This window comes from Nostoc sp. UIC 10630 (assembly GCF_010747425.1).
GTDB lineage: Bacteria > Cyanobacteriota > Cyanobacteriia > Cyanobacteriales > Nostocaceae > Nostoc.
The window spans coordinates 31,075-46,047 of the sequence record NZ_JAAGOG010000045.1; the positions used below are offsets into that span (position 1 = coordinate 31,075).

The following is a 14,973-nucleotide window of genomic DNA, read 5'->3' on the forward strand; positions in this document are numbered from 1 at the left end:
TATTAAGTGATAGCTATACTTTAATGCTGATATTCTTCGGTGGCTCATGTTCTCAATATATTGAGATTATATGCAATGTTTATTCAGATAACTTCGCAATACTTTAGCTTGTCAGAAAGCCAAACTTTTCTCATTAATTGTAATTGTAACTTAGCCTTTTTTCAACCCCAGTCTGGGAAAGAGGTTCGTAAACAAACTTGCCCTACAGGATCTTATTTCTTTTCATTAGCCGCCTTATCCTATTAACATTATTACTAGCTATTACTATTAAAAAACATTAAGTATTCTATGAAGTTAGTATTAATTTGCCGATAAATCTATTGGTATACGGCAATCTCAGAAAATATACTTGCCGGGAGTTGACATTATTTATGGTAAATATTACCATAAATAAAAGAAGCATCTTGTAAGGAAGCTCTTGCATGACAACTTTGCCAGATTTGGACTATGTATATAAACAGCAAAGCCAGCAGAACCAGGAACTAAACCTCTCGGCTGATGACTACAGCTTGCTGACCGACCTTTACCAGTTGACGATGGCAGCTTGTTACACAGGCGAAGGTATTGAACAACGACGGGCCAGCTTTGAGTTGTCTGTCAGAAGATTACCAGAGGGTTTTGGTTATTTAATTGCAATGGGGCTGACGCAGGCATTGGAATATTTAGCCAAAATCCGCTTTAGTTCCGCGCAAATTGCGGCATTAAAGGCAACGGGAATTTTCGCTCATGCAGGCGATCGCTTTTGGTCACTTTTAGCTGAGGGGAAATTTACTGGTGATGTTTGGGCAGTACCAGAAGGGACAGCTGTGTTTGCCAATCAACCACTGTTACGAGTGGAAGCACCCCTTTGGCAAGCGCAATTAGTAGAAACTTACCTTTTAAATACGATTAATTACCAGACTTTGATTGCCACAAAGGCAGCACGCTTGCGGGATGTAGCGGGGGAATCAGCAACACTTTTAGAATTTGGCACAAGACGAGCATTTAGCCCCCAAGGGTCTTTGTGGGCGGCGCGGGCGGCTTTGGCGGGTGGTTTAGATTCCACCTCAAATGTGTTAGCAGCGCTACAACTGGGACAACAGCCAAGTGGTACGATGGCGCACGCCCTGGTGATGGCATTGTCAGCAATAGAAGGCACTGAAGAACAAGCCTTTAGTGCATTTCATCGATATTTTCCGGGTGCGCCGTTGCTGATTGATACTTACGATACCGTTGCTGCTGCCCAGCGCTTGGCTGAAAAAGTAAGTTCCGGGGAAATGCAATTAACAGGAGTGAGATTGGACTCAGGAGATTTAGTTACCTTATCAAAGCAGGTGCGATCGCTCCTTCCCGGTGTACCAATTTTTGCCAGTGGCGACTTGGATGAGTGGGAAATTGCCAGATTAAAAGCTGCTGGGGCTGAAATTGATGGTTACGGATTGGGAACCAGATTAGTTACAGGTTCGCCTGTAAATGGAGTCTATAAACTTGTAGACATTGATGGTATCCCAGTGATGAAGCAGTCAAGTGGTAAAGTTACTTATCCAGGGCGCAAGCAGATTTTTCGTTCATTTACGGGAGGTAAGTTAAAAGCAGACAGGTTGGGACTCTTAGGTGAAATTCCTTTGGATGAAGAGCCTTTGTTGCAATTGGTAGTGCAGGAGGGTCAACGGGTGCAACCGTTAGAGTCTTTGGCAACAATTCGTCAACGTACCACAGCCTCAGTTGCCAGTTTGCCACAACAAACACGGCTTTTGGATCATCCTGTGGCTGTAGATGTGGAAATTTCTGAGGGGTTACGGGTGTTGACTGAAGAGACTAAGAAACGAACCGCCAAGGACGCCAAGGACGCAAAGTAAGATGATGAGAGTTGCTTTGTTTGGTACTAGTGCCGATCCACCAACTGCGGGACATCAAAAAATTCTGAGTTGGTTGTCTGAGCGTTATGATTGGGTAGCGGTTTGGGCGGCGGATAATCCGTTTAAGTCTCATCAAACACCCTTAGAACATCGGGCGGCAATGTTGCGACTGTTAATTGCGGATATAGACGCGCCAAGGCACAATATTGCTTTGGAACAAGAATTAAGTAGCTTCAGAACACTGGAAACAGTAGAAAAAGCCAAGCTTACTTGGGGTGAAGACGCTGAATTGACGTTGATTATTGGTTCAGATTTACTGAGTCAGCTACCACGTTGGTATCACATTGAAGATTTGTTACAGCAAGTGCAACTACTTATTGTACCGCGACCCGGATATGCCATAGATGAGTCTAGTTCAGAGGTAGTACAAAAGCTGGGAGGGAAAATTGCGATCGCTAGTCTGATCGGTCTAGATGTTTCCTCAACAGCGTACCGCGAACATGGAGATTCTCAAGCCCTCACAGCCCCTGTAGTTGCCTATATTAATCGAGAGCATTTGTACGAATGCCAGGACGTTCACCAAAAAAGATACCAACTCCGTTAAACCAACAACCTTTGGCCGATTTCAAGGTTGGTGTTGATAATGTAATTTTTTCTGTAGATACTGTACAAAATCGGCTGTTAGTTCTACTCGTAATGCGACAGCAAGAACCATTTCTAAATCATTGGAGTCTTCCCGGTACTTTAGTGCGTCCCGGAGAGTCTTTAGAAGATGCCGCTTATCGAATTATGGCGGAAAAAATTAAGGTCAACAATCTCTACTTAGAACAACTCTATACATTTGGCGGGCCAAATCGCGATCCACGGGAAGCAACTGATAGTTATGGTGTGCGTTATTTATCAGTTAGTTACTTTGCCCTAGTGCGATTTGAGGAAGCCGAATTGATTGCCGATCGCATGACTGGCATCGCTTGGTATCCAGTAAAACAAGTGCCGCAATTAGCTTTTGACCATAATGAAATTTTGGCTTATGGACACAGGCGATTGCGAAATAAATTAGAGTATAGCCCGGTGGCTTTTGAAGTCTTACCAGAAATGTTCACCTTGAATGATTTATATCAGTTATACGCCACAGTTTTAGGTGATAACTTTTCCGATTATTCTAATTTTCGGGCGCGTCTACTCAAGTTAGGTTTTTTATGCGATACCGGAATTAAGGTATCACGAGGTGCTGGTCGTCCGGCTAGTTTGTATAAGTTTGACGCGGAAGCTTTTGCTCCCTTAAAAGATAAGCCTTTGGTGTTTATTTAACCAATCACTTTACAAAGTCCAAATTCCTGTAATACCTTTCGGTTAAGATCCCCCCGCCTGCGGCGACCCCCTTAAAAAGGGAGTAGAAGAGGATTATAAGCCACTTTTTTTAAGGAGGTTCGGGGGATATTCAAAATATTAAAACGTTAACCGAACCGTATTGCAAAGTCAAAAGTCATAACTGACTCTTGACAAATGATATAGGCGCTTCGCCTTCCCGCAGGGTATGACCAATGACTAATGACAAATAATATGAAAATTGCGATCGCTCAAATTAATCCTACTATTGGTGATTTGCTTTTAAATGCTCAAAAAATCCTAGAGGCGGCACAACGCGCAGCATCTAGCGGTGCGCGTTTGTTGTTGACACCAGAACTTTCTTTATGTGGCTATCCACCACGAGATTTATTACTAAATCCTAGTTTTGTGGAAGCGATGGGCATCACTTTACAAAACTTGGCTCAAGATTTGCCACCAAATTTAGCTGTGTTGGTAGGAACTGTTGAACCGAACCCCAATGCACATATTAGTGGCGGTAAAACCTTATTTAACAGCATGGCTTTGTTAGAGAATGGCCAGGTTAAGCAAGTTTTTCACAAACGACTTTTGCCTACTTACGATGTATTTGATGAACGTCGCTATTTTGAACCAGGTTTGCAAGCTAATTATTTTACTTTAGATAATATCGATATTGGTGTAACTATTTGCGAAGATTTATGGAATGATGAGGAATTTTGGGGCAAACGGAGTTACGCAGTAAATCCAATTGCTGACTTAGCAATTCTCGGTGTAGATTTGATTGTCAATTTGTCTGCTTCTCCCTACACAGTCGGCAAGCAACAGTTTCGAGAAACAATGCTCAGTCATAGTGCAGTGCGTTTTCAACAACCGATTATTTATGCTAATCAAGTTGGCGGAAATGACGATCTAATTTTTGATGGGCGGAGTTTTGCATTGAATCGTCAAGGTGAAATTATGTCTCGCGCCTGTGGCTTTGATACCGATTTAATGGTAGTTGAATTTGATGAGGTACAAAGCGATTTACTATTGGGTTCTGTAGCACCTGTTTATGAATCAGAAGATGAAGAAATTTGGCAAGCTTTGGTTTTAGGAGTGCGAGATTATGCTCGTAAGTGTCGCTTTTCTAAAGTAGTTTTGGGTTTAAGTGGCGGGATTGACTCGGCAATAGTAGCTGCGATCGCCACGGCTGCACTTGGTAAAGAAAATGTCCTTGGTGTCCTCATGCCTTCCCCTTATAGTTCGGAGCATTCCATTAGTGATGCTTTGGCATTAGCTGAAAATTTGGGGATTAAGACTAATCTTTTACCAATTGGCGAGTTAATGCAAGGCTTCGATCAAACTTTAGGCGATTTGTTTGCGGGTACTGAGTTTGGACTGGCTGAAGAGAATATCCAATCTCGGATTCGCGGTAATTTATTAATGGCGATCGCTAATAAATTTGGCTATCTGCTTTTATCTACAGGTAACAAGTCAGAAATGGCTGTTGGTTACTGTACTCTTTACGGCGATATGAATGGCGGGTTAGCGGTAATTGCAGATGTTCCTAAAACCCGTGTGTATTCACTTTGTCATTGGTTAAATCGCAACAATGAAATCATCCCGCAAAACGTTTTGACTAAAGCACCCAGCGCCGAACTCAAACCAGGTCAAGTAGATCAAGACTCTCTGCCGCCTTACGAAATTTTGGACGATATTTTGCAACGCCTGGTTCACAACCACCAATCAGCAGTACAGATTGTTGCAGCCGGTCACGATGCGGTGATTGTAGATAGAGTAATCCAAATGGTGGCGCGGGCTGAATTTAAACGGCGACAAGCACCCCCCGGCTTAAAAATCACCGATCGCGCCTTTGGAACTGGTTGGCGAATGCCAATTGCTAGTAACTGGGTAGGTGTTAAAAAGGCTTACCAGGCTAAAACTACAGCTACACCTAACCTTAGTTTGTTGTGATGGACAAGATGCTCATCCGCAAATCAAGTAATTAGTTATCAAACCTCTCTCTGCCTTGAACTTTTATTAAAACCTGTCCCTTTCCGCATCGGAGAGGGACAGGTTTTGCGTTGTAAAACCTCTTAGTGATCTTTTTATTAAGAGGATTAGGAAAACACTATATAACTGTCGAATTCACTTTAAATAAATAATCTGTATTTGGGCTTTTATTTTGCGAAAATTAACTTACTCCTATACAGCTATTTAATTAAGTAGATTCAAGAATATGTCTAATCCAGTTAAAGTATTTTTTTCCTACTCCCACAAAGATGAAGCGTTGCGAGACGAGTTGGCAACTCATCTCAGCATGATGAAACGTCAAGGAGTTATTGAAGCTTGGCATGATCGCGAAATCACTGCTGGTAGTGAATGGGCAAATGCGATCGATGACAATCTTGAACTTGCAAATATCATTCTGCTGTTAGTGAGTGCTAACTTTCTGGCTTCAGATTATTGCTACGACAAAGAAATGACACGGGCAATGGAGCGACACGAAACGCGAGAAGCTCGTGTAATTCCAATTATTCTCAAGCCGTCAGACTGGGATGGTGCGCCTTTTGGGAAACTGCAAGCACTCCCTAAAAATGCTAAACCTGTGACAACCTGGCCAGACCAAGATGAGGCTTTTTTAAATGTCGCTCAAGGAATTCGCAGAGTAGTTGAAGACATTGCTAAATCTAAACCTTCTTCCTCAAATGCTTCTGGAACTACTACACCAGAGACTTCTAGCGCTGCTGCAACTAGTGGGGGTTTAACTGAACGCCAGCGTCGCCGATTCGAGCAAGAACGGGATTCATTGCAACAACAATATGACCAACAGAGCGAGAAATTAAGTCGGTTACGCCAAGCTTACTCCATTGAAACCGATGTATCTACAAAGCTGAAGCTAGAAGTGCAAATTCAGCAAACCCAAACTGAACAGAGTAAATTAGATCAGCAGCTTGAGGAAATCGAGCAAAAGCTTTTGTAGTTTTCTTTTAAACCAGCCAGCGTCTTGCCATATCACTATGACATCTATTGAAGTTTTTATTTCTTATCACCAAAAAGATGAAGAACTGCGCGAAGAGTTAGAGAAGCATTTAGCGACTTTGCTGCGGGAACAAACTATTACCAGTTGGCACAAGCGCGAAATTATTGCTGGGCAAGAGTTTCAAGATGAAATTAATAAATACCTCAAACGGGCTGGGCTAATTCTACTGTTAGTGAGTCCAGATTTTATTGCTTCAGACTATCACTGGACAGTTGAAGTTACACGAGCCTTAGAACAAAATGCCGCAGGTAAGGCTCGTGTGATTCCGGTATTGCTACGCCATGCAGATTGGGACAATCCTCCCATTGATAAATTGTCACCCCTGCCTAGTAATCGCAAACCGATAAAAAGCTGGAATGACCGAGATGAAGCTTTCTTAGAAGTTGTCAAGGGAATTCGGCAAGAGGTAGCGCGATTAGTTGCTAGCTCGAATTACTCACCTCCCAAAGACAGTTCAGCAAACCAAAAGCCTCTTGCTCTCAAACCCGCAGCAGATAATGCTCCATCTCAGCCTGGTAATCAAATTGAAACTGACTTAACCCTAGAACTCCCTCTGAGTATTGTTGAATTGACATACGGTACAGAAAAGAAGATTGCACTGGATGATGGCTCAATTACTGTGACTGTTCCATCTGGTTTTAGTCCTGCTAAGAAGTTGCGGATTCGAGGTAAAGGTAAACTTAACCCGATAACCAATCAACGAGGAGATTTGTATCTAAAGGTTGTCAGTGTTCAAAATGTAGAGGCATCGCTGGAGGACTATCAGCAAAAGTTGCGACGATATGAGCAAGAATTAATCAAAGTCCTGCAATGGGAGTATCCACTCAGAGACCATAGCCGTGAAGGACTAAAGAATTATCAGCACATCTTAAAACTCAGCGATGATGATGTAACTCTGCTTGAGGAGCAAGTCACTGCACAAGAGCAAGAAAAGCGTCAAGATAAAGTCACCAGCCTGATTAATAAAGCAGATCATTTACGCGAAGCCAAAAAGTTCGAGGAAGCAGCCGTCAAGTACAAAGCAGCCCTCCGTCTTTACCCGAACTCTGTACTCGCTCACAATAACCTGGGGTTAGCGCTGTCCGAGCAAGGGAAGTTGTCAGAAGCGATCGCCGCCTACCAACAAGCTCTGCGCCTCGACCCAAACTATGCAATTGCTCACAATAACCTGGGGACTGTGCTGTCCGAGCAAGGGAAGTTGTCAGAAGCGATCGCTGCCTACCAACAAGCCCTGCGCCTCGACCCAAACCTTGCAGCCGCTCACTGTAACCTGGGGACTGTGCTGTCCAAGCAAGGGAAGTTGGAACAAGCGATCGCCGCCTACCAAAGAGCTTTGCAAATCGACCCAAACGATGCAACCGCTCACAATAACCTGGGTTTTGCACTGTACGAACAAGGGAAGTTGGAACAAGCGATCGCCGCCTACCAAAGAGCTTTGCAAATCGACCCAAACGATGCAAACGCTCACTATAACCTGGGTTTTGCACTGTACGAACAAGGGAAGTTGGAACAAGCGATCGCTGAACTAAAAATAGCTGTTAGCCTCGAATCTAGCAATACTCTGTTTCGCCACAACTTAGAGTTTGTTAGGAATAAGAAGAATAAGGACGATGCAATAGAGCAAAATAACCTGGGGTTGGCGCTGTACAATCAAGACAAACTGGAAGAAGCAATTGTTAAGTATCGCCAGGCTCTCAGCTTTGACCCCAACCTTTCAAATGCTCACAATAACTTGGGGCTAGCGCTGTCCGAGCAAGGGAAGTTGTCAGAAGCGATCGCCTGCTACCAAAGAGCTTTGCACCTCGACCCAAATAATGCATATGCTCACAATAACCTGGGGCTGGCGCTGAAAGCTCAAGGGAAACTAGAACAAGCGATCGCCGAACTGGAAATAGCTGTTAGCCTCGATCCTAGTAGTACTCTTTTTCGTAAAAACTTAGAGATTTATAGAAATGAGAAGAAGGGTTTTCGAGGACGTTTTTTTGGTGGATAGAATATTCTCAGTTTTATTCATCTCAACGGTTTGCATTCAACTGTTGTTGATGATGCGATCGCTTCACCTCAAAGCTTCATCATTCCACCTCTGAACTCGAAGCTTGCACCTTTGAACACGAGTTGTCGAGTTAAAAGGGCGATCGCTCTACCTCTGAACTCGGAAGTTGCACCTTTTTACATGAACTGTCGAGCAAAAAGGGCGATCGCTCCACCTCTGAACTCGGAAGTTGCGCCTTTTTACACCAACTGTCGAGCAAAAAGGGCGATCATTACACCTCTGAACTCGAAGCTTGCACCTTTGAACATGAGTTGTCGAGTTAAAAGAGCGATCGCTTAACCTTTAACCCTCGCAGTTGCGTCTTTTATCCTCGCAGTTGCGCCTTTTATCCTCGGACTTGCGCCTTTTATCCTCGAACTTGCGCCTTTTAAGTAGTCGGACAAAAATATTTACTGTCATTGCGAGCAAAGCGAAGCAATCGCAAGGGCTGGGATTGCTTCGCTTCGCTCTCTACGAGACGCTACGCGAACGCAATGACATTGTGTGTTGCGATCTGAGACATTGATCTACCTAAAAACATTACCAGTAGGCTATTTTTACTCATCTAAACGCTGTGCGATCGCATTCAGCAATTCCTCAAAGTCTGATTTGCTGTGAATATCAGGGGTGAGCGTGTTCATATCTTTTAGCAGGTTAGTGAGTTCTGCGATCGCATTGCGAATCTCTGTGTATTGGTCAATTTCTTCACGAAATCCCTGCAAATTAGCTGCACCAACTTCTCTCATACCTTCGTCTAATTCTTTAATTTCGTCTTCCCAATGCTTAATATATTTAAGTCTGGCAACAGGTTTATAAATTTGGGCATCCGCTAACACAATCGGGAAAATTCGATCATAAAATTTACCATTTTTAGCAATTTGTACTAGCTCAAACATACAATTGGGAGATTTTAAATACTTGTCACTAATAACTGCGATCGCACATTTACCGCGTCCAATCCGTTCCATGAAGGCTTTAATCAGTCCTTTGTAGCCCAAATCGCGTTTATCTCGGATAATTTTGATTCCTTTTGCCTGCAAAGTCTCATCCAGTTGATTGACAAATTGCTCACTTTCTCCACCCCAAGCATAAGAGATGAAAATTTCCTTCTCGAATTCCATTGCAGATTGACTATTAATGATGGGTTTTTCTTCTTGGTTGCTATCTCGTAACCGATGTGTCAATGATTCATCTCGCTTTCGTTCTAGTTCATTTTGCAACTGTGCAACCTGGGGGTTGAGTTCCCCATCTGGTCTATCGGATTGGAACATGACATCATCAATTAGCCTGCGGACATTTACCATTTGACGGCTTTTCCTACATTGAATCAGGTAAGCACCATCATCTAGGAACTCACGCAGTTCGTTCAGAGGATAACTATAAAGAGTTTGGCTACCTTCACATTTTTTGCAGTTACAAGGAACTAGGGTTTGATATTGCAAACGTTCATAAGAGTTGTGGATTTTTTCGAGTTCATGGGTGATTACAGCCATCAATTCTTTTTTGCGATTTCCGGCTACACGAATTTTAATTTCCCGTTGATTGTAGTTTTCAATGATTTCAGCACAAGTTTGGTCTTTGTTGAGAACAACACCGTTTTTCCAAACGAGTTTTTGCTCTTCAATCCAAGGGTGCGTTTCGACAATAAAACGGGTGAGGATGCCTTTGGGCATGAATGTATAGGTGTAGCGCAGGATAAGGTTATTGCAATCGTCCCAGGTATAATCAGCTTTTTCAATAGAGAGCAATTGCGGCGCAATATAGGTGTTACAATGACCGGGAATTTCGTAGCAAAGCTTAAACCGCATCATTAATTGCAGGAGTTCATCGTGCATTTCAGCATATTCGCCGTCTTGCCAAATATCTTTGAGGTTTTCTTTGGTAAAACAACCTAGCTTTTGTTTGACAGTTTGACTGTCCAAAACTTTGTAAACGGCAGTTGTCCCCCATTTCGGTTTGAGGATAACGTAGTGTTTAAGTGTAGAATCGTCTTGAAAATGGAGGCAAACGCCGAGGTCATGTAAATAGCTACTCAAGCGCAGCATATCTTTACGGTCAGTTAAATTATTGACTCGGCAAAGGGTACAGTATTCTTCAAAGCTGATGTAATTTCGGGAATCATTCTCTAGAGCGGCTCTGACTCTTACCCAGAGTTTTGGTAGAGGTGTACCAACATGGTCAAGATTGCTGATGTATAGCTGAATAGCGTCTTTAATCTGGGCTAAACCGCGATTAGTATCTAAATTGGTTGCCAGTATTTTCTCCAGATTGCTGAATTCTCCTCGTAACTGGCCCCCATCGACTTCGCATCGACGATCTTGTTTTTCGTTTTTGATGATGATAACTGGACTCTTGTCGCTCAAGAGTTCGACAACTTTCAGCCACCAATAAAAGTCAGTGTTTTCTTTGCGGGTATCGGCAACTAAGGCATATAGAGAACGCTTGCTGAGGAAAAACTGATGGGTTTGATGGTAGATTTCCTGACCGCCAAAATCCCAGATGTTGACGCGAAAATCTTTGCCATTGGGCAGTGTAAAGTCCCACCGGATGACTTCAATGCCTTCCGTTGATTCCTCATCTGGCTGGAGTTTGTAGGTTTCATCTGCAATTTTCTTGGCTAAAGAGGTTTTACCCGCTCCTCCTTCACCAATAATCAAGAATTTTGCTTCGTAGAAGGGTTCGGTTTCGGCTGGATCTTGCACCCGGAAATAGAAATCGAGAATTTCATTCACATCACCCGAATCTTGATATAAACTCTTCGACCCCAAAATCTCTGGTGGAATAGGGAGTGGATTTCTACGAAGATCCAGCTTTTTTAGGTTTGACAGTTGTCCAATTTCCGATGGCAGACTACTCAGTTGATTGTTGCAGAGGTCGAGGAATTGCAGGTTGGTGAATTGTCCAATTTCCGATGGCAGACTGTTCAGTTGATTACTGTGGAGGTCGAAGTCTTGCAGGTTGGTGAATTGTCCAATTTCCGATGGCAGACTGCTCAGTTGATTATTGCGGAGGTGAAGGGATTGCAGGTTGGTGAGTTGTCCAATTTCCGGTGGCAGATTGCTTAGTTCATTGAAACTGAGGTGGAGGGATTGCAGATTGGTGAGTTGTCCAATTTCCGGTGGCAGACTGCTTAGTTTATTGTTCTGGAGGTGGAGGAATTGCAGATTGGTGAGTTGTTGGATAATTTCTGGTGGCAGACTGCTCAGTTGATTACTGCGGAGGTCGAGGGATTGCAGCTTAGTGAGTTGTCCAATTTCCGATGGCAGACTGCTTAGTTCATTGAAACTGAGGTGGAGGGATTGCAGGTTGGTGAGCTGGAAAATTTCCAATGGCAGGGTTGTTAAGTCTTTGGCAAAAAGGTGGAGCGATCGCAGGTTGGTGAGTTGGCCAATTTCCGGTGGCAGACTGCTTAGTTCATTGAAACTGAGGTAAAGGGATTGTAGGTTGGTGAGTTGGCCAATCTCCGGTGGCAGACTGCTCAGTTGATTCCTGTAGAGGTAAAGGGATCGCAGGTTAGTGAGTTGGCCAATTTCCGGTGGCAGGGTTGTTAAGCTGTTGCCTGAAAGGTCTAATTCTGTCACCTTGTCTCTGACAGCTTGTTCAATAATTTGCAGCAGTTCTTCGTTAGTCATTTCGGGTTTTACAGAGGCGATGTCTGACGACGAGTTGCTGCTTGGACGCGCAGCAGAGAAATTGAGCTAATTAATAATGTAGCCTGTATGAAGTATTGCATTGAAGCAATATGCGATCTAGCAGCCAGAGAATATTTTTCACATCTTCCAGTACAACTTTATACTGATCATTTTTATGTATATCTTCTAAAAATTACGGAAAATATTTCATATATATTCCCAATAAATAGTTTTTTCTTGAGTATCATCCCTGTGAATTTTTGCGTACTCAATCATAAATTAATAGTAAAAATTGTGACATCTTGTTTCAGGCTAGAGTATAGTTTCGGACAACATCAATTTTTAAAATGATGTTTATACTTAGAAGTAAGTAAATGAAGACAGGTGCATAATGAAACTACAAGATTTCTTGGGAAAAGATGAAAAATGGGGATTTGAGGCGATCGCAGAAGATGCAGACTTGGCTCGTCAGATTCAGATATTGTTAATCGGCTTAGGTTTGCTAGAACCTCCAGCCGATGGGAAATTTGGCCCTGTTTCTGTAATAGCTCTCAAAAAATTTCAAGAATTAACAAAGACTGAAGAAAGTGGCTTTTTAGGAGCAGTCACAGCCAAGGAACTGATTGAAACCAAAATAGACGATCTTCCTAAACCCCCTTTAAAACTAGGCAATGACATCGCTAGTAAGATTGTGAAATATATGCTAGCCAAAGGTTATCAGGTATTTACCAATCCCAAAGAGTACAACATTGTTTATGTAGAGGGCATAGATGCAGACTGGACTCTCAACAGTGATACACCCAATCAATTTAACGATCGCCGGATTGTGATTGAAGTAGTAAATGGTGTTCCCAAAATCGTAGACCACTGGGAAGCAACTACAGAACCAGGAAAGTATTACACTTATAACCCGATGAATTCCAAAGGAGCCGCTAGGATTCAATTTGGACAATACAAAGCTTGGGCTGTTGGCACTCACGGCACAGCAGAGCCTCATGAAGCGTTAGTGCAAGTTGGAGATATCACTGTTTGTAGAGATTTCAATAAAGATTTTACACGGACTGGCGACAAACTTGATACAGGTGATAATTTTTATGTTAATCAACACTACGGCTTTGATTTTCCCCGGAATGATATTCGCCTTGCTAGTGCAGGTTGTTTAGTGGGACGGACTCGTGAGGGACATAGAGAGTTTATGGCGATTGTTAAACAAGACCGCCGTTATGTCGCTAATCGCAAATATACTTTTTACACTACTGTGATTCCTGGCGATGATTTACTGAAAACGTTTCCAGGATAAGGCAGGATAGCACAGATATGCTACCCCAATTTTTCTAACTTTGTTCTTGTGGTTGCCCTATCTGTGCTGTCAGCTTCTCTTTATCTTGTCTGCGTTTTTTGGCGTAAAGTTGAATAGTGACTGCCATCAAAATAATCATGGCGAAAATAGCCCAAGCAGCGATATCTGTAGGGAGATTATTCTTAAATACAGCCAGCAGAACGATCGCTACTAACATAACTGTAGGTGCTTCATTTAAAGCACGTAATTGCTGACCACTCCAGCCACATTCGCCTACTGCTAATTTCTTCATCAGTCGAGCGCAGTAATGATGATAACCAATTAAAATAGCAACAAACAGCAGTTTTATATGTAACCAGCCCTCTTTTAAAACGTCTGGTTCAGTGGTTACTAAACCAATGGCCATTGCGATCGTCACGTACATTCCTGGATTCGTGATGATGTAGTAGAGACGCTTTTCCATAATTTGATATTGATTTTTCAATATCGTTTGCGCTGGCTCAGGTTCAAGGTTCGCTTCAACGTGATAGATAAAAAGGCGTACTAGGTAGAACAAACCGGCAAACCAAACTACAAATCCGACAATGTGAAATGCTTTAAACCAAGAATAAGCCATGAATACTCATCTCCTTTACTTGTGGTTGTGAGCCATTTTTAGTGGTAGTAAAAAGTTCACAAATGCAGTCTGGAATAAAATTATAAGTCTGGCAAAGATCCAGAATTTATTTCTTTTCCACAGATAAATCATCAGTGTTTATCTGTGGTTTCATTTTTATAATATCGATTTTTGCCAAAGGTATATTGTCAATGAGCATCTTTACGACGCACAAAGGGTAAAAGGTCTTCCAAAATCACCTCGTGGTAATGTTCTTGAGGATAATGTCCAACGTTATTAAGTTTTATTAATTCGGTATTTGGTGCTAAATCTGTAAATTTTTGGGCAACGTCTACAGATAACCAAGGGTCAATCATTCCCCATTGAATCAGAATTGGCTGTTGCCATTCTTTAAAACCAGATTCAATTTCGGTCATTGCTGAATCAAGCTGTAAATTGCGAATACTTGATAACAGACTCCGCCCAGATGAAGAACTTTGCAAAAATGGTTTTCGATAAATATCTAATTCCTTATCTCCTATGCGATAACGGCTACCACCTTCTAGGGTTCGGTCAACTAATAAGGGGTCTTGAGTCATTACTTCACCTACCAAAGGTAAACCCATTTGTTTAATTTTCCAGGGTAATTTGGCAGCAGTTGATATTGGTGTATTTAAAATAGCTAAGTTGGCAATTTGTTCTGGATGACGCAAAGCATATTGCAATCCTACAGAACCTAAAAAGCCTTGGACAACTAAAGAAAAATGTTCAAGTTCTAGGGCTTTGACAAATCCTTCTAAAGCTGTAATAAAAGCATCGGGAGTATAAGCAAAATCTCGTTTTTCTGGTTTTGCAGAAAAGCCGTAACCAATCCAATCTGGTGCGATCGCTCTTGTACCTTGATTCGCTAAAGCCGGTATAATATTACGCCAACTATAACTTTGTGAAACCAAGCCGTGTAACAACAACACAGGCGCTAAGTCTGTTCTGCCGATTGGTAAAGATTCTCGATAAAACCATTCAAGTGAATCTACATTGATTTTATGTTCTGTTATTGACACGTTATTTTCCTATATTGGGCATTTGTCATTTGTCATTGGTTAGGAATTATTATTCTCTTCTGCTTCCCCTGCTCCCCTGCTCCCCTGCTACCAAAGGTAAACCCATTTGTTTAATTTTCCAGGGTAATTTGGCAGCAGTTGATATTGGTGTATTTAAAATAGCT

Annotated in this window: 11 protein-coding genes; 8 read left to right on the plus strand and 3 right to left on the minus strand. The window is 42.3% G+C overall.

Annotated features, from left to right (window positions below; genetic code table 11):
• The first annotated feature begins 422 nt into the window (after positions 1 to 422).
• From G1O98_RS13555 to G1O98_RS13585, 7 genes are all read left to right on the plus strand, one after another.
• Positions 423 to 1,838: a nicotinate phosphoribosyltransferase gene (locus G1O98_RS13555; protein ID WP_163929287.1), complete on the plus strand. Its 1,416-nt coding sequence runs from the start codon at positions 423 to 425 to the stop codon at positions 1,836 to 1,838.
• Positions 1,839 to 1,842: 4 nt separating this feature from the next.
• On the plus strand, positions 1,843 to 2,442 hold the full coding sequence (locus tag G1O98_RS13560) for a nicotinate-nucleotide adenylyltransferase (protein ID WP_163929297.1): 600 nt from the start codon (positions 1,843 to 1,845) through the stop codon (positions 2,440 to 2,442).
• Entirely contained in the window at positions 2,403 to 3,149 is a 747-nt protein-coding gene (locus G1O98_RS13565; protein ID WP_163929288.1) for an NUDIX domain-containing protein, read from the plus strand. The genes G1O98_RS13560 and G1O98_RS13565 overlap by 40 nt, the downstream gene beginning before the upstream one ends.
• 252 nt (positions 3,150 to 3,401) lie before the next feature.
• A complete protein-coding gene (locus G1O98_RS13570; protein WP_163929298.1) occupies positions 3,402 to 5,120 on the plus strand; it encodes an NAD+ synthase in 1,719 nt (572 codons plus the stop codon).
• A gap of 265 nt (positions 5,121 to 5,385) precedes the next feature.
• Positions 5,386 to 6,129: a toll/interleukin-1 receptor domain-containing protein gene (locus G1O98_RS13575; RefSeq protein WP_163929289.1), complete on the plus strand. Its 744-nt coding sequence runs from the start codon at positions 5,386 to 5,388 to the stop codon at positions 6,127 to 6,129.
• A gap of 37 nt (positions 6,130 to 6,166) precedes the next feature.
• Complete coding sequence (locus G1O98_RS13580; RefSeq protein WP_163929290.1) at positions 6,167 to 8,182, plus strand: tetratricopeptide repeat protein; 2,016 nt, start codon at positions 6,167 to 6,169, stop codon at positions 8,180 to 8,182.
• Between the two features lie 30 nt (positions 8,183 to 8,212).
• Positions 8,213 to 8,521 carry a hypothetical protein gene (locus G1O98_RS13585; RefSeq protein ID WP_163929291.1) on the plus strand — a complete coding sequence of 103 codons (309 nt, stop codon included), beginning with the start codon at positions 8,213 to 8,215 and terminating at the stop codon, positions 8,519 to 8,521.
• Between the two features lie 257 nt (positions 8,522 to 8,778).
• Here G1O98_RS13585 and G1O98_RS13590 read toward each other — a convergent pair whose 3' ends face one another.
• Positions 8,779 to 11,853, minus strand: a complete 3,075-nt coding sequence (locus tag G1O98_RS13590; protein WP_163929292.1) for a COR domain-containing protein — start codon at positions 11,851 to 11,853, stop codon at positions 8,779 to 8,781.
• A 391-nt stretch (positions 11,854 to 12,244) separates the two neighbouring features.
• Between G1O98_RS13590 and G1O98_RS13595 the strand changes: the two genes are divergently transcribed.
• A complete protein-coding gene (locus G1O98_RS13595; RefSeq protein WP_163929293.1) occupies positions 12,245 to 13,153 on the plus strand; it encodes a peptidoglycan-binding protein in 909 nt (302 codons plus the stop codon).
• A gap of 34 nt (positions 13,154 to 13,187) precedes the next feature.
• Here the strand turns inward: G1O98_RS13595 and hemJ are convergent, their stop codons facing one another.
• A complete protein-coding gene (gene hemJ, locus G1O98_RS13600; protein WP_114085322.1) occupies positions 13,188 to 13,769 on the minus strand; it encodes a protoporphyrinogen oxidase HemJ in 582 nt (193 codons plus the stop codon).
• A gap of 188 nt (positions 13,770 to 13,957) precedes the next feature.
• Positions 13,958 to 14,809 carry an alpha/beta fold hydrolase gene (locus G1O98_RS13605; RefSeq protein ID WP_163929294.1) on the minus strand — a complete coding sequence of 284 codons (852 nt, stop codon included), beginning with the start codon at positions 14,807 to 14,809 and terminating at the stop codon, positions 13,958 to 13,960.
• Between the last annotated feature and the right edge of the window lie 164 nt (positions 14,810 to 14,973).